16 protein-coding genes and 4 tRNA genes are annotated in these 14,914 nt (G+C 49.5%); 4 read left to right on the top strand and 16 right to left on the bottom strand.

The annotated features are described in order from the left end of the window. From CLR69_RS21620 to CLR69_RS21610, 3 genes are all read left to right on the top strand, one after another. On the top strand, window positions 1–486 hold the full coding sequence (locus CLR69_RS21620; protein ID WP_131535184.1) for a phage tail protein: 486 nt from the start codon (window positions 1–3) through the stop codon (window positions 484–486). Then, entirely contained in the window at window positions 483–1,631 is a 1,149-nt protein-coding gene (locus CLR69_RS21615; RefSeq protein ID WP_131535183.1) for a phage late control D family protein, read from the top strand. Before CLR69_RS21620 ends, CLR69_RS21615 begins: the two co-directional genes overlap by 4 nt. 87 nt (window positions 1,632–1,718) lie before the next feature. After that, on the top strand, window positions 1,719–1,937 hold the full coding sequence (locus CLR69_RS21610; RefSeq protein WP_015841360.1) for a DNA-binding transcriptional regulator: 219 nt from the start codon (window positions 1,719–1,721) through the stop codon (window positions 1,935–1,937). A 161-nt stretch (window positions 1,938–2,098) separates the two neighbouring features. Here the strand turns inward: CLR69_RS21610 and rplS are convergent, their stop codons facing one another. From rplS to ffh, 5 genes are all read right to left on the bottom strand, one after another. Further along, on the bottom strand, window positions 2,099–2,446 hold the full coding sequence (gene rplS, locus CLR69_RS21605; RefSeq protein WP_010285987.1) for a 50S ribosomal protein L19: 348 nt from the start codon (window positions 2,444–2,446) through the stop codon (window positions 2,099–2,101). A 62-nt stretch (window positions 2,447–2,508) separates the two neighbouring features. After that, complete coding sequence (trmD, locus tag CLR69_RS21600) at window positions 2,509–3,264, bottom strand: tRNA (guanosine(37)-N1)-methyltransferase TrmD (protein ID WP_039350655.1); 756 nt, start codon at window positions 3,262–3,264, stop codon at window positions 2,509–2,511. Between the two features lie 38 nt (window positions 3,265–3,302). Beyond that, entirely contained in the window at window positions 3,303–3,851 is a 549-nt protein-coding gene (gene rimM, locus CLR69_RS21595) for a ribosome maturation factor RimM (protein ID WP_010285997.1), read from the bottom strand. Window positions 3,852–3,869: 18 nt separating this feature from the next. Further along, the gene (gene rpsP / locus CLR69_RS21590; protein ID WP_010285998.1) at window positions 3,870–4,118 is read right to left on the bottom strand and encodes a 30S ribosomal protein S16; all 249 of its coding nucleotides are present in this window, start codon (window positions 4,116–4,118) and stop codon (window positions 3,870–3,872) included. Window positions 4,119–4,275: 157 nt separating this feature from the next. Beyond that, window positions 4,276–5,637: a signal recognition particle protein gene (gene ffh, locus CLR69_RS21585; protein ID WP_131535182.1), complete on the bottom strand. Its 1,362-nt coding sequence runs from the start codon at window positions 5,635–5,637 to the stop codon at window positions 4,276–4,278. Window positions 5,638–5,806: 169 nt separating this feature from the next. Here ffh and CLR69_RS21580 point away from each other — a divergent pair, with 169 nt between their 5' ends. Further along, window positions 5,807–6,601: a cytochrome C assembly family protein gene (locus CLR69_RS21580; protein WP_129709877.1), complete on the top strand. Its 795-nt coding sequence runs from the start codon at window positions 5,807–5,809 to the stop codon at window positions 6,599–6,601. Between the two features lie 69 nt (window positions 6,602–6,670). Here CLR69_RS21580 and luxS read toward each other — a convergent pair whose 3' ends face one another. The 11 genes from luxS to recX all read right to left on the bottom strand — a co-directional run bounded on the left by luxS (window position 6,671) and on the right by recX (window position 14,886). Continuing rightward, complete coding sequence (luxS, locus tag CLR69_RS21575) at window positions 6,671–7,186, bottom strand: S-ribosylhomocysteine lyase (protein ID WP_129709879.1); 516 nt, start codon at window positions 7,184–7,186, stop codon at window positions 6,671–6,673. A gap of 152 nt (window positions 7,187–7,338) precedes the next feature. Then, window positions 7,339–8,892 (bottom strand): glutamate--cysteine ligase, encoded by a 1,554-nt coding sequence (gene gshA / locus CLR69_RS21570; RefSeq protein WP_131535181.1) that lies wholly within the window; start codon window positions 8,890–8,892, stop codon window positions 7,339–7,341. A gap of 82 nt (window positions 8,893–8,974) precedes the next feature. Continuing rightward, complete coding sequence (locus tag CLR69_RS21565) at window positions 8,975–9,403, bottom strand: YqaA family protein (protein ID WP_129709883.1); 429 nt, start codon at window positions 9,401–9,403, stop codon at window positions 8,975–8,977. Continuing rightward, the gene (gene yqaB, locus CLR69_RS21560) at window positions 9,400–9,966 is read right to left on the bottom strand and encodes a fructose-1-phosphate/6-phosphogluconate phosphatase (protein WP_131535227.1); all 567 of its coding nucleotides are present in this window, start codon (window positions 9,964–9,966) and stop codon (window positions 9,400–9,402) included. Before yqaB ends, CLR69_RS21565 begins: the two co-directional genes overlap by 4 nt. A gap of 409 nt (window positions 9,967–10,375) precedes the next feature. Further along, window positions 10,376–10,452: transfer RNA gene (locus tag CLR69_RS21555), tRNA-Arg, on the bottom strand. A gap of 51 nt (window positions 10,453–10,503) precedes the next feature. After that, window positions 10,504–10,580 (bottom strand) — tRNA-Arg (locus CLR69_RS21550). A gap of 71 nt (window positions 10,581–10,651) precedes the next feature. Further along, window positions 10,652–10,728, bottom strand: a tRNA-Arg gene (locus CLR69_RS21545). 8 nt (window positions 10,729–10,736) lie between these two features. Next, window positions 10,737–10,829, bottom strand: a tRNA-Ser gene (locus CLR69_RS21540). 294 nt (window positions 10,830–11,123) lie between these two features. After that, window positions 11,124–11,309, bottom strand: coding sequence for a carbon storage regulator CsrA (csrA, locus tag CLR69_RS21535; protein ID WP_005972168.1), 186 nt, complete (start codon window positions 11,307–11,309; stop codon window positions 11,124–11,126). Between the two features lie 322 nt (window positions 11,310–11,631). Further along, the gene (alaS, locus tag CLR69_RS21530) at window positions 11,632–14,259 is read right to left on the bottom strand and encodes an alanine--tRNA ligase (RefSeq protein WP_129709887.1); all 2,628 of its coding nucleotides are present in this window, start codon (window positions 14,257–14,259) and stop codon (window positions 11,632–11,634) included. Between the two features lie 138 nt (window positions 14,260–14,397). Further along, a complete protein-coding gene (recX, locus tag CLR69_RS21525; RefSeq protein ID WP_131535180.1) occupies window positions 14,398–14,886 on the bottom strand; it encodes a recombination regulator RecX in 489 nt (162 codons plus the stop codon). Window positions 14,887–14,914: the final 28 nt, after the last annotated feature.

The raw sequence follows: 14,914 nt of genomic DNA, 5'->3' as shown, positions 1-14,914 counted from the left end.
ATGATGCTCACATTAGGGCTGTTTGTGTTCCAGCTCCAGACCCTGCCTTACCAGAACATGCAGCGCAACGTTGATTACCGCTGGCCGTCAAACAGTCGTGTCGGTCAGCGCCCGGCGTTGCAGTTCTTAGGCATTGAAGAAGAGAAAATCACGCTGTCGGGGGAACTGCTGCCCGAAATCACAGGCGGCACGCTGTCACTGCTGATGCTGGAAACGATGGCCGATCAGGGGCGTGCATGGCCGCTGATTGAGGGCAGCGGCACGATTTACGGCGTGTTTGTGGTGAACAGTATCAGCCAGACGAAAACCAATTTTTTCCCTGATGGCCGCGCCCGGCGGATTGAGTTCACCATCACGCTGACCCGCGTGGACTCGTCGCTGTCTGCAATGCTGGGCGATTTACGCCAGCAGGCGGAGGGCTTGATCGGCAGCGCCGGGGAAATGGCTAATCGGGCGCAATCCGCTATCGGGGGATTATTCGCATGATTAACCCGCTGAATGTTCGTGCGGGCAGTAAAACCGCCCCGGCGTACCTGTTGCGCCTGAATGAGCAGGACATCACGACCGTTATCAGTCCGCGCCTGCTGTCGCTCAGTTTGACCGATAACCGGGGCTTTGAGGCCGACCAGCTCGACATCGAGCTGGACGACAGCGACGGACAGATGCAGTTGCCCCGCCGGGGCGCGGTGCTGTCGGTATTTTTGGGCTGGGAAGGTGAAGCGCTGATCGGCAAAGGCGATTTTACGGTGGATGAAATAGAGCACCGTGGCACGCCGGATACGCTGACCATCCGGGCGCGGAGTGCCGATTTTCGCGGGTCGCTGAACTCGCGGCGTGAGCTGTCCTATCACGACACCACGCTGGGGGCGATTGTTGAACAGGTGGCAAAGCGTAACAATCTTGCACCGATGCTGGCCGACGGTTTTGCCGGGATAAAAATTCCGCACATCGACCAGACGCAGGAAACCGACGCGGTATTTATTACCCGGCTGGCCGAGCGCAACGGGGCAATTGTAGCAATCAAAGCTGGACGCTTGCTGTTTATCCGCCCCGGAACGGGGAAGACGGCCAGTGGCAAGCCTATCCCACAGCAGATGATTGAACGCAGCGACGGCGATCGGCACAGTTTTAGCCTGGCTGACCGTGGCGCGTATACAGGTGTGACGGCAAGCTGGCTGCATACTAAAGAGCCACAGCCGAAGAAACCTAAAAAGGTCAAAGTGCAGCGCAAAGTCTTGCTGCATCAGGGTCCACAGAAAACCCACCCGAAAGCGAAGAAAGCCACCAAAGCGCCGGAAGCGCGCGAGGGGGATTATCTGGTTGGCACGGATGAGAACGTACTGGCGTTGACCACGGTTTTTGCGACCAAAGCACAGGCCATGCGTGCCGCACAGTCGAAGTGGGACAAACTGCAACGTGGTGTGGCGGAGTTCTCTATCACGCTGGCAATGGGGCGTGCTGACCTGTTCCCGGAAACGCCTGTTCAGGTGAGCGGATTCAAACAGGTGATCGACGAACAGGAATGGACAATCTCAAAAGTGACGCACAGTTTGAGTAATTCGGGTTACGTTACCGCGTTGGAGCTGGAAGTGCTGCTGTCTGATGTTGAGTATGAGGGAAGTGAGCAGTAATTCATTTTCAAATCAATATTTTAAAAATCGAATAAAGTGATATGATTGGCAATATAAACCAGACAGGACGATAAGGCGATTTACGAAATGATGCATTGCCCACTCTGCCAAAATGCAGCACACGCGAGATCCAGTCGCTACATTACGAACAAGACAAAAGAACGTTATCACCAGTGCCAGAATATCAACTGCGGTTGCACATTCAAATCAATGGAAACCATAGCAGATATTATTATGACGCCGGGCGATGTTAAGCCCGTCCCGCCACATCCTGATCGGTCAAATCAGGGAGCACTCTGGATTTAACACAACAACCTAAAGCCCGCGAAAGCGGGTTTTCTTTTGCCTATCTGTCGCCACTGCTTTTTCTCTGCCGCCACTTTGCCGCCATTTAAATAAAAAAAAGCCTAGCTATTACGCTAGGCTATTGAAAAATAACAACTTTCGGATGTTGCGAAAGCGCTATCTTAGTTAAGACGCTCTTTAATACGAGCAGACTTACCAGTACGCTCACGCAGGTAGTACAGTTTGGCTTTACGAACGGCACCACGACGTTTAACAGCAATGCTGTCAACAACTGGAGAGTGAGTCTGGAATACACGCTCCACGCCTTCGCCGTTAGAAATTTTGCGAACAGTGAATGCAGAATGCAGACCGCGGTTACGAATAGCGATAACCACGCCCTCGAATGCCTGCAGACGTTTTTTGCTGCCTTCAACAACCCATACCTTCACTTCTACGGTATCACCCGGACGAAATGCAGGTACGTCCTGCTTCATTTGTTCGTCTTCGATTTGCTTAATAATGTTGCTCATAATATGTCTCTTACCCTAGGTAAACTGATAGTTGGGTTCGCACAGTAGACTGGCGTAACCACCTAATACTCTTGTTGCTCAGACTGATATTCACGTTGGAATTCAGCCAGCAACCTTGTTTGCTCGTCAGTCAGAGCTAGGCTTTTCAGAAGTTCAGGTCTTCTAAGCCAGGTTCGGCCCAGCGACTGCTTCAATCGCCAGCGACGTATTTCCGCATGGTTGCCAGACAGTAATACTGCCGGAACATCCATGCCCTCCAGTATTTCAGGGCGTGTAAAATGAGGACAATCCAGCAATCCATCAGCAAAAGAATCTTCTTCTGCTGAAGCCTGATGCCCCAGAACACCCGGTATAAAACGGGCAACTGAGTCAATCAGGGTCATCGCTGGTAGTTCCCCACCACTAAGTACGTAATCACCTATCGACCATTCTTCATCGATTTCGGTTTTAATTACGCGCTCATCAATCCCCTCATACCGTCCACAGACCAGAATCATCTTCTGGTTAGTAGCGAGTTGACGTACGCCTTGCTGATCTAATTTACGGCCCTGAGGTGACAAATAAATCACTCTTGCGCCTTCGCCTGCCGCTGCTTTTGCTGCGTGGATCGCATCCCGTAAAGGCTGCACCATCATCAGCATTCCGGGGCCGCCGCCATAAGGCCGGTCGTCCACGGTGCGATGCCGATCGTAAGTGAAGTCACGAGGACTCCAATACTGTACGTTCAGCAGGCCATTTTTAACTGCCCGGCCAGTGACTCCGTAATCAGTAATTGCCCGGAACATCTCTGGAAACAGGCTAATCACCCCAATCCACATAGTCTCGTTCCGCTGGGTACTACTGGTCGATTCAGAGTTCAAAAACCAGGATCCCAATCTACTTCAACAGTTTGAGCAGAAAGGTCGACGCGCTTAACAACCTGTTCGGTGAGGAACGGAACCAGCCGCTCCTTGACCCCGAAGGCATCTTTCAGGTTGGCTTTTATCACCATCACATCGTTTGAGCCGGTTTCCATCATGTCGATGATTTTACCCAACTCATAACCGGTTACGGTTACGACCTGACAGCCAATAAGATCCTTCCAGTAATAATCACCTTCGCCCAGATCGGGCAGTTGTGACGAATCTACGACAATTTCACAATTAGTCAGTAAATTAGCCGCATCACGGTCATCAGCACCTTTCACTTTAATGATCAGATCCTGATTGTGATACTTCCAGCCTTCAATCTCGACAAGCTGCCAACCGCTTTTGCTCTGGATGAACCAAGGTTGATAATCAAAAATGCTCTCGGCATCTTCGGTGGATGAAAACACTCTGAGCCAACCTCGGATGCCATACGCCGACCCAATTTTCCCCATCACAATCGGGTTAACGGGAGGTTTTGGACTGAGTTGATTGCTCATGATCACCACCGCAACAGATTATGCTGCTTTTTTAGCGTCTTTGATCAGCGAAGATACGCGATCAGACACAGTTGCACCCAGACCAAGCCAATGCTCGATACGGTCCAGATCCAGACGCAGGGCTTCTGCTTGACCAGATGCGATTGGGTTGAAGAAACCTACGCGCTCGATGAAACGACCATCACGCGCATTGCGGCTGTCGGTCACGACTACTTGATAGAAAGGGCGTTTTTTAGCGCCGCCACGTGCCAAACGAATTGTTACCATAACATCCTCTTTAGTGAATAAAACAACTGGGCCCCATCGAGGAACGGAGCCCAGTATGTCATATAAAAAGCCCGAAAATTTTACTCATTTTGGCGCAAAAAGCAATCTAAAGCGTATAATCTCGCCAAGAGTTTCTCTACACCATCGGTTTCGGTGGTTAACGCCCCGGGAATCCTGGTGGCATCATCCCTTTCATACCGCGCATCATTTTCGCCAGGCCGCCGTTTTTCATCTTCTTCATCATTCGCTGCATATCATCAAATTGTTTCAGAAGACGGTTCACATCCTGCACCTGCATGCCTGAGCCCTGTGCGATACGGCGTTTACGCGAACCTTTGATAATCTCAGGTTTAGCACGTTCTTGAATCGTCATCGAATTAATGATCGCTTCCATACGTACCAGAACCTTGTCATCCATTTGTGACTTAACATTATCAGGCAGTTGGCCCATGCCAGGCATTTTACTCATCATGCTCGCCATGCCACCCATATTGCGCATCTGCTTAAGCTGATCCAGGAAATCGGTCAAATCAAACCCATCCCCCTTCTTCAGCTTCTTCGCGAGCTTCTCTGCCTGTGTACGATCAACCTTGCTTTCAATATCTTCAATCAGAGAAAGCACATCGCCCATACCGAGAATGCGTGATGCAACGCGATCGGGGTAGAACGGTTCCAACGCTTCGGTTTTTTCGCCAACGCCGAGGAATTTAATCGGTTTGCCAGTAATATGGCGAATAGATAACGCCGCACCACCGCGGGCATCACCATCAATTTTGGTGAGGATCACACCTGTCAGCGACAGCGCTTCATTAAAGGCTTTTGCCGTATTCGCCGCATCCTGCCCCGTCATGGCATCAACCACAAACAGCGTTTCAACTGGCTTAATCGCCGCATGAACCTGTTTGATTTCGTCCATCATCGCATCATCGACATGGAGACGACCGGCGGTATCGACCAACAGGACATCGTAGAATTTCAGCTTCGCGTGTTGTAACGCACGTTCCACGATAGCAAGTGGCTTCTCCTGTGCATCGGACGGGAAGAAATCAACCCCCACCTGCTGTGCCAACGTTTCCAACTGCTTAATCGCCGCAGGGCGATAGACGTCAGCAGAAACCACCAGCACTTTTTTCTTCTGCTTTTCACGCAGGAATTTACCCAGCTTGCCCACGCTGGTCGTTTTACCGGCACCTTGCAAACCGGCCATCAGAACAACCGCTGGCGGCTGAGCGGCAAGGTTCAGTTCGGCGTTGATTTCACCCATGGCGCTGACGAGTTCGTTTTTAACAATTTTGACGAACTCTTGACCCGGCGTCAGGCTTTTGTTGACCTCATGCCCAACAGCACGTTCTTTTACGCGATTGATAAAATCACGTACCACAGGTAACGCGACGTCGGCTTCCAGCAATGCCATACGTACTTCACGCAGCGTTTCTTTAATGTTTTCTTCAGTCAACCGCCCACGGCCGCTGATATTGCGCAATGTGCGCGAGAGTCGATCGGTTAAATTTTCAAACATATCTCATGCTCAACGTAAGACAGGCCGCCAGCGCGACACGAATGGAAGAGATTATACACAAAAGCGGGAGCGATCTCAGCGCTGCTGATGGAGAACTGTTGGTACCCACGGAGACTAACGCTATACTGATTCTCTATTTTACCTAGTTGATATTTAATAACCTATTTGTATGTCTGTTTTCGCTATTGTGGCGCTTGTCGCCTACACACTCAGCCTCGGACTGATTATCCCCAGTCTGCTACGCAAGAACAGTGCATATCGTCGGCTGGCAATACTCTCGGCCAGCGCTGCGCTAATCTGCCATGCGGTGGCGCTCTATCAACGCATTTTCGATGTGCAGGCAGGTCAAAACCTTAGTCTGCTGAATATCGGTTCGCTTGTCAGCCTCATCATCTGTACCGTTATGACGATTGTCGCTGCGCGCGATCGCGGCTGGTTTATTCTCCCTATCGTCTACACCTTTGCGCTAATCAATCTGGCTTTCGCTAGCTTCATGCCGAGTGAATTTATTACGCATCTGGAAGCGTCACCGGGTTTAATGATCCATATCGGCCTGGCACTTTTTTCCTATGCAACTCTGCTGATTGCGGCACTTTATGCGCTCCAGCTTGCCTGGCTTGACTATCTGCTCAAGAACAAAAAGCTAGGGTTTGCCGCTGACATGCCACCGCTGATGAGCATTGAACGTAAGATGTTTCACATCACGCAGATTGGCGTCATCCTGCTTACGCTGACGCTTTGTACCGGCTTGTTCTATATGGATAACCTGATTGATAACAAAGAGAACCTGCACAAGGCTGTGTTCTCCCTGTTTGCCTGGTTTATCTATATTCTGTTGCTCTGGGGGCATTACCATGAAGGCTGGCGGGGTCGGCGCGTCGTCTGGTTTAGCCTCATCGGTGCACTGATGCTGACCCTTTCCTACTTTGGCAGCCGGGTTATACAGCACTTTCTCGCGGTCTGACATATTCACGAATACAAAAAAAGAGAGCCCACTTTCGGCTCTCTTTTTTATTTGCTCATACCCAATAAACTAGATATGTAGCTCAGCCAGTTTATCTTTCGGCAGTGCCAAATCGTCGTTTTGGTTAATGCCAATATCGTGATCCACAATGTGCTGAGCAATCTCTTGCGCTTCTTTCAATGAGTGCATCTCATAGGTGCCACACTGAAATTCGTTCAGCTCAGGGATTTTACGCTGATCAGTCACTTTCAGAACGTCCGACATCGCTGCTTTCCAGGAATCAGCAACGCGTTGCTCATCCGGTGTGCCGATCAAGCTCATGTAGAAACCGGTACGACACCCCATCGGAGAAATATCGATAATCTCAACGCCATCACCGTTTAAATGATCCCGCATAAAGCCAGCAAACAGGTGTTCTAGCGTATGAATTCCACGCTCCGGCATGACTTCGATGTTTGGACGACAGAAACGCAGATCAAACACAGTAATATTGTCGCCATGAGGGGTTTTCATGGTTTTAGCGACCCGAACGGCAGGTGCAGCCATACGAGTGTGGTCAACAGTAAAGCTATCTAGTAACGGCATAATGCCACCTCCTCATAGAAAAATTCATTTTTTCTCGTTTCCGGGAAACTTTTCCTTTTTATGCGAGTCTGACTTACTGAAAGACGCGCATTTATTATCATCATCCCTATTAGAGATGTTTATTTGGCCACAGTTTCTGTGGCCTTTTCTTTTTAATGCGTCGCCAGATAGTCGTCAAAATCCATCGTATCTTCAGACTCAATCTGACGCTGGCGCTGCCAAGAGCGCTCACTCTCGGCGGCCAATTGTTCTTCTGTCAACACTTGCAACGGCTCGCTACTGAGCATTTTGCGATATTCTTCCGCTAAGTTCAGCCCCACGCTACCATTGCCTTCTTGCTTCATCAACGTTAATAGTCGACCAGAGAACGTCGTTTCTGGATCGTCAAAACCCACAAGTAGCTCATCGCATACCTGCTGATAGTGTGGTTGATCGTTTTCCGCATCCAGCACTTCCGCAACGCGGCGTAAATCCGCAAACAAGGATTTCCCCACCTCAGCAATCGGTTGTTGGATGGTTTCACACCGCATACCTACCGTTTGCCCTGGTTTACGCCCTTCCAGAATCACTCGATTCCAGTTTTTACGCGTACACAGTAGCTCATCCGCACTCATCTCCGGCGCATCAGCCAGCGCACACCAGATCAGGAATAAATCCAGGAAACGAACCTGACTTTCACTCACCCCAGTCGGAGAGAATGGATTGATATCCAGCGAACGGACTTCGATATATTCAATTCCGCCACGCAGCAAAGCATCAGATGGCGTTTCACCCGCTCGCGTCACACGCTTAGGACGAATCGGCGCATAGAGCTCGTTCTCAATCTGCAAGACGTTGGTATTCAATTGTAGATAATGACCATCTTTCTTCATACCAACCTGAGCATATTCCTCAGACGGCGTTTTTATCGCACGTTTTAATGCAGCGACATAGGTATCCAGATCGTTAAATGTAATCCCCAGATTGCTCTGTGATTTATTGGTATAGCCTAAATCACTGAGCCGTAGAGAGGTCGCATAGGGCAGATAGAGCATGCCTTTTTCCGTACGCTCAAACGGCAGTGCGGTTTCTCGCCCTCTCAGGAAAGAAGAACAGATCGCCGGAGACGCACCAAACAGGTAAGGGATCACCCAGCCAAAGCGGTAATAGTTGCGAATCAGCCTAAAGTATCCCGCAGAGATGGCTTTTTTCCCGCTTGCTGCATCAGCGACGCCTTCTCGCGCCTGCCAGAATGACAGAGGAAGAGAGAAGTTATAATGCACGCCGGAAATAGTCTGCATCAATGCGCCGTAGCGGTTTTTCAGCCCTTCGCGGTAAAGCGTTTTGAAACGCCCGACATTCGAAGAGCCATACTGCGCCAGCTCTATATTTTGCTCGCTGTCGATAAAGCACGGCATGCTCAATGGCCACATACGTTCATCACCCAGATTACGAGAAACGTGACGATGAATATCACGTAAAAACGTAAGCAGGTGATCCACATCTTTGTCGACGGGCGTGATGAACTCTAACAGGGCTTCTGCAAAGTCCGTCGTAATCCACGGATGTGCCAACGCCGAGCCCAATATTTCAGGGTGCCCTGTCGTAGCAAGATGTCCGTTTGCTGTTACGCGCAATGTTTCGCGTTCAATTCCACGCTGAATACCCTTCACCGCCAATGGGTGTTTTTCCAGCCAAGAAAGTGCTTCTGAAATATCCGGGATCAAATCGACCTCCCGTTGTTAAAATGTAATGGTTGTAAGCATAATTGAAACTCAGCAGCACTCACCAGTTTGCATTGCAATCTGGCTAAGACCACCACGCCATACCCTGTAACGTTATACCTGCCAATACGATATATCGCAGCGCTTTTCCAATTCCGATAAAAACCGCTGATTTCACCCAGGGCATACGTAACCAACCCGCTAACACGCACAATAAATCGCCTACTACCGGCACCCAGCTAAATAACAGCGCAGCGCAGCCATAGCGCTGTAACCAGCGCATGGCCACCGTATACCCAGCTTGTTTTTTTGGCTGAGGGAGTAAGCGCCCTATAAAAATATTTGTTAACCCGCCCAGCGTATTTCCTACCGTTGCTACCGCGATCAACAGGTAGGGTTTTGCACTGTCAGCCAGCAATAGTGTCACCAGCAGAACTTCCGAACTGCCAGGCAACAGTGTTGCACTGAGCAAGCTACTCCAGAAAAGAGAAAAAACGGCCCAGAATTCACTCACAATGTTCGGACATCAACCACGGCCATGTTGGCTCGCTTAGCAGCTTCAACACCGTAGTCTGCATCCTCAAACACGATACAGTGTTCCGGTGCGACAGAAATCAACGCTGCGCAACGCAGGAAAGTATCCGGGAAAGGCTTATGCTGCGTGACATCGTCAGCCCCAACGATCGCATCAAAGTAGTTATGCAGACCCAAATGCGTTAGTAATCTGTCAGCCATACCATGCGTGCTACCCGTGCCGACCGCCATAGGACGACGCCCGTGATAATGTTTAACAACATCAATCAACGGTAGTGGTTTCACCGTATCAAGCAGCATTTCCTCAACAACGGCGGTCTTTTCCGCAGCCAGTTGGTGAGCATTAATATCAGCCTGATGGCTGTCGATAATACGCTGAGCAATACGCCAGGTAGGCGAGCCGTTCAATGCTGTCATGGCACTGGCATCATAACTCATGCCATATCGGGCAAGAACCAGATCCCACGCTTTATGGTGCGTCGGCTCTGTATCAAGTAGAGTGCCATCCATATCAAAGATCAGCCCTTGATAGCGATCGTACATCATGACTCCATGACCACTGAAAAGAGAACTTACTTTATCGTAAAGTGAAAACGTTGTCGCTTACTCAATAACCTTATAAAAAACAGGTTATTACCACTATAGTAGTAAGATAACCTTCATTTATTCGTAGGTTCGTTCTCAATATATAGGCAGGATAAGAAAATAAGAGTGCATGCACAGACGCACTTTAAAAAATATCGTTCTGACATTGGCAGAACAGAGAACTGTGTCGCTGTAGCGAGTATGAAAGAGAGCAGGTGGTAAAACAAAGATGGTGCAGCTGAGAGAATTGCCTGACTTGCCTAGCTCTATGGCGCTGTAACTAAAACAACGTCTTCTTGCCTTATACTTACGAACAAAGCACTGTCCATTATAAGAACAAGATCAGAATTTTATTTACAGTGAAATATGGTGCATCCGGGAGGATTCGAACCTCCGACCGCTCGGTTCGTAGCCGAGTACTCTATCCAGCTGAGCTACGGATGCAGAGTGTGGTGCAGAAATATGGGGTGAGCAATTAAATGAGATACTTAAGAATGGTGCATCCGGGAGGATTCGAACCTCCGACCGCTCGGTTCGTAGCCGAGTACTCTATCCAGCTGAGCTACGGATGCATTACTAATTCTTTATCTACGAAAAAACTTGCTTTCACTAATACTGATTGCCTTGCAAGGGCTGTATTTAATGGTGCATCCGGGAGGATTCGAACCTCCGACCGCTCGGTTCGTAGCCGAGTACTCTATCCAGCTGAGCTACGGATGCATATTAAATGGCGGTGAGGGAGGGATTCGAACCCTCGATGCAGCTTTTGACCGCATACTCCCTTAGCAGGGGAGCGCCTTCAGCCTCTCGGCCACCTCACCTTACATTACCTGTTTCGCTACTAAGTACTTCTTGTTAGTGCTCACCGGTACTGCGTGGCGCACATATTACTTTCCCAGACTTATAAGTCAAACAATTTTTCCCACCTTGCGTTCGTTTGAACAATTCGCGTCCAAGACGCGCATTTTCACAACAAAAAGTCTGTTTTATCGACAGAAAAACAGTCGGTTACCTTGCGACAAGAAGCGCGTAGTAAAAGTAGATGCATCGATAAATGTGTGGGGGAAAAGCAGGAAATAACAATTGCGTCCCGCGAACACGAGACGCATTGTCAATCAATATGACGTAGGTTGAGATTTTTCGGCCTGAATACGCTGATAGATCTCTTCACGGTGGACAGAAACCTCTTTAGGCGCATTAACACCAATACGCACCTGGTTGCCTTTCACTCCTAATACGGTAACCGTTACCTCATCGCCGATCATGAGGGTTTCGCCAACTCGACGAGTCAAAATAAGCATTCTTTGCTCCTTGAAAGATTATAAAGAGTCGGGTCTCTCTGTCTCCCCGCCATTATCCATCATGTGCCGTGAAAACGTAAACCTAGACGATGGTATAACCACCACCATCATACTCCGGTGTCACTACTTGTTAGTTTAGTCGATATCAGTAGCTTGTGCTTTTGTTATCACAACAACAGGACTGAGCACATAAAGCTTCAGAATATCTGAAGGTAACACACTTTCAATCCTGTTTGCCGGATCCTTTTCCGCAGACAAAAACGCCACAACCAGAAAGTTATGGCGTTTTGTTGGATAACGCGAATAAAACGTTATCTATCGTTTATAGCTTAGCTGCAACCCAAGATTCAACGCTTGCCAGTGCAGCAGGTAACGCAGATACATCTGAGCCACCGGCCTGAGCCATATCTGGACGACCACCGCCTTTACCGCCAACCTGCTGGGCAACAAACCCAATCAGTTCACCGGCTTTGACACGGTCAGTCAGATCTTTCGTTACACCAGAAATCAAGCTAACCCGGCCTTCTGCCGCCGTTCCGAGAACGATAACAGCAGACCCTAGCTGATTCTTCAGATCGTCAACCATCGTGCGCAGCAGCTTAGGATCCACGTTGTCCAGTTGCGTAACCAACAACTTAACACCGTTAACCTCTTTTGCCTTACCAGACAGTGACGAACTTTCCTGAGCCGCTTGCTGAGCTTTCAACTGCTGAAGCTCTTTCTCCAACGCGCGGGCACGATCCAGAACAGAGCGTACCTTATCCGTCAGGTTGTGACTATCCCCTTTCAGAAGTTGCGCGATATCTTGCAGAACGTCGCTCTGGCGATGCAGCGCGGATAGCGCATTCTCACCCGTGGTCGCTTCAATGCGACGCACCCCAGCAGCAGTACCTGATTCAGAAATGATTTGGAACAGACCGATATCACCAGTACGACTGGCGTGTGTGCCCCCACAAAGCTCAATGGAGAAATCCCCCATCGTCAGGACACGGACATGGTCGTCATACTTCTCACCAAACAGTGCCATCGCGCCTTTTGCTCTCGCATCGTCCAGCGCCATGACATCTGTTTGCACGGTGAGGTTACGGCGGATTTGTGCGTTGACAATATCTTCAACCTGACGAATCTGTTCAGGTTTCATCGCTTCTGTATGTGAGAAGTCAAAGCGCAGATAGCTGTCATTAACCAGAGAACCTTTCTGTGCAACATGATCGCCCAGAACCTGACGCAGCGCGGCATGCAGCAAGTGCGTCGCGGAGTGGTTCAGACGAATACGCTCGCGTCGCTGGTTATCAACATTAGCATCAACACTATCGTTAACACGCAGCGTGCCCTGAGTCAGTTTACCAACGTGGCCGATAGCCTGACCGTATTTCTGAGTATCCTGAACGGCAAAGCTGACGCCAGCATTTTTCAGTTCACCCTGATCGCCAACCTGACCACCGGATTCACCATAGAACGGAGTCTCGTTCAGAATCACTACCGCTTCATCACCTGCCGCAATCTGATCAACCGCGTTCCCATTGTGATAAAGCGCAATGACTTTTGCTTGTTGCTGCGTTTTTTCATAGCCGCAGAATGGTGTATTTTCATCTACGCGGATGAGGCTATTGTAATCAACGCCAAATCCACTGGCATCACGCGCGCGCTGCCGCTGAGCCGTCATCGCGGCTTCAAAACCTTCTTCATCGACTTTCAGGCCACGTTCACGGCACACATCCGCAGTGAGGTCGACAGGGAAACCATAGGTGTCATACAAGCGGAAGGCCGTTTCACCATCCAGCGTATCCCCTTTCAGGTTTTTAATTTCTTCGTCTAACAGAGACAAACCACGTTCCAGCGTACGGGCAAACTGCTCTTCTTCCATCTTCAGCGCTTGCTCAACCACAGACTGCTGCTTTTTCAACTCTTCTGCCGCCGGGCCCATGACTTCAATCAGCGGTGCTACCAGCTTGTAGAAGAAGGCATCAGTAGCACCCAGCATGTTACCGTGACGCGCAGCACGACGAATAATACGGCGCAGCACATAACCACGGTTTTCATTAGATGGCATCACGCCATCTGCAATCAGGAACGCACAAGAACGGATATGGTCGGCGATAACACGCAATGATTTATTGGTTAAATCCGTCGTACCGACGGCTTTCGCTACCGCATCAATCAGCGTTTTGAACAAATCGATATCATAGTTTGAATTGACGTGCTGCAACACGGCAGACACGCGCTCTAATCCCATACCGGTATCGACGGAAGGCTTCGGCAACGGCAGCATTGTTCCATCAACCTGACGGTTAAACTGCATGAAAACCAGATTCCAAATTTCGATATAGCGATCGCCATCTTCATCAGGGCTTCCAGGCGGGCCACCCGCGATGTGCTCACCGTGATCGTAGAAAATCTCAGTACATGGACCACACGGCCCCGTTTCGCCCATTTGCCAGAAGTTATCAGAAGCGTAAGGTCCGCCTTTGTTATCACCAATACGAATAATTCTTTCGCGCGGTACGCCAACTTCATCAGCCCAAATGCCGTAGGCTTCATCATCCGTTGCGTATACCGTTACCCACAGTTTTTCTTTCGGCAAATTGAACCACTGAGGAGAGGTCAGCAATTCCCACGCATAGCGAATCGCGTCATGCTTGAAGTAGTCACCGAAGCTGAAGTTACCCAGCATTTCAAAGAAGGTGTGGTGGCGTGCGGTATAACCTACGTTTTCCAGGTCATTATGTTTGCCACCGGCACGTACGCAACGCTGTGAGGTCGTCGCCCGGACATAGCTACGTTTATCCAGCCCGAGGAACACATCTTTGAATTGGTTCATACCCGCATTGGTGAATAACAATGTCGGATCGTTGTTCGGCACCAGAGAGCTGCTATCAACAACCTGGTGTCCCTTACTGTGGAAAAAATCGAGAAACGCTTGACGGATCTCAGCGGTGCTCTTGCTCATAATTGTCCTGGAATCAAGCTAGAAGAACAGATCGCGGGCAAGGTTAGTCCAGCATGCTGACGTTACCGAGCAACTCACGAACAAAAAAGTGGGAATAAGATAAATTTTCTTCGATGGGAAGTAAAATCCCGTGTGCGTTCAATCTGAAAAATTCGTATAAATTGACTGGATTTCTTCATGAAAAAAGCCACGATAGAGCAGATATCGCTGATGTTTGACTTTGTCTTTCCACTCATCGGACAGAGGATGCCCGAATTTTCGTTCGACAACAGATTTCGCCAGCGCGCACCAGTCGATATCGCTCTCGTTCAATGCCGTGGCTAACGTTGTCTTATCGATTCCTTTCTGGCTTAGCTCCATTCTGATCCGTTGGACACCATAGCCTTTACGGCTCCGGCTGCTGATATAGCGGCGTGCATAACGCGCATCATCCAGCCAACCATGTTCTTTGCAGTAAGCAATTGCTGCTTCTACGTCTTCTGCCGCAGAGCGTGAAGCGACTTCATCTGCTTCATTTTCCGTACTTTCTGACTTATATAAATACGCCGCACATTTGCGGCGTATTTCGGTTTCACTATAATCGCGAACAGAAAGCACATTCATCGCATAGCGTAATGGTTTATTCATCCACCTATCCGCTGAAATGTTCTATCAG

It is taken from the genome of Pectobacterium zantedeschiae, from assembly GCF_004137795.1.
GTDB lineage: Bacteria > Pseudomonadota > Gammaproteobacteria > Enterobacterales > Enterobacteriaceae > Pectobacterium > Pectobacterium zantedeschiae.
The sequence above is the reverse complement of the archived record's forward strand: the minus strand, read 5'-3'. Positions and strand labels throughout refer to the sequence as shown.

Bases quoted from the DNA above. Each gene is read 5' to 3' on its own strand.
- alaS (WP_129709887.1), bottom strand. From the start codon at position 14,259: ATGAGCAAGAGCACCGCTGAGATCCGTCAAGCGTTTCTCGATTTTTTC.
- ffh (WP_131535182.1), bottom strand. From the start codon at position 5,637: ATGTTTGAAAATTTAACCGATCGACTCTCGCGCACATTGCGCAATATC.
- trmD (WP_039350655.1), bottom strand. From the start codon at position 3,264: ATGTGGATTGGGGTGATTAGCCTGTTTCCAGAGATGTTCCGGGCAATT.
- rplS (WP_010285987.1), bottom strand. From the start codon at position 2,446: ATGAGCAACATTATTAAGCAAATCGAAGACGAACAAATGAAGCAGGAC.
- csrA (WP_005972168.1), bottom strand. From the start codon at position 11,309: ATGCTTATTTTGACTCGTCGAGTTGGCGAAACCCTCATGATCGGCGAT.
- luxS (WP_129709879.1), bottom strand. From the start codon at position 7,186: ATGCCGTTACTAGATAGCTTTACTGTTGACCACACTCGTATGGCTGCA.
- CLR69_RS21620 (WP_131535184.1), top strand. From the start codon at position 1: ATGATGCTCACATTAGGGCTGTTTGTGTTCCAGCTCCAGACCCTGCCT.
- CLR69_RS21610 (WP_015841360.1), top strand. From the start codon at position 1,719: ATGATGCATTGCCCACTCTGCCAAAATGCAGCACACGCGAGATCCAGT.
- yqaB (WP_131535227.1), bottom strand. From the start codon at position 9,966: ATGTACGATCGCTATCAAGGGCTGATCTTTGATATGGATGGCACTCTA.
- rimM (WP_010285997.1), bottom strand. From the start codon at position 3,851: ATGAGCAATCAACTCAGTCCAAAACCTCCCGTTAACCCGATTGTGATG.
- CLR69_RS21580 (WP_129709877.1), top strand. From the start codon at position 5,807: ATGTCTGTTTTCGCTATTGTGGCGCTTGTCGCCTACACACTCAGCCTC.
- rpsP (WP_010285998.1), bottom strand. From the start codon at position 4,118: ATGGTAACAATTCGTTTGGCACGTGGCGGCGCTAAAAAACGCCCTTTC.
- CLR69_RS21615 (WP_131535183.1), top strand. From the start codon at position 483: ATGATTAACCCGCTGAATGTTCGTGCGGGCAGTAAAACCGCCCCGGCG.
- recX (WP_131535180.1), bottom strand. From the start codon at position 14,886: ATGAATAAACCATTACGCTATGCGATGAATGTGCTTTCTGTTCGCGAT.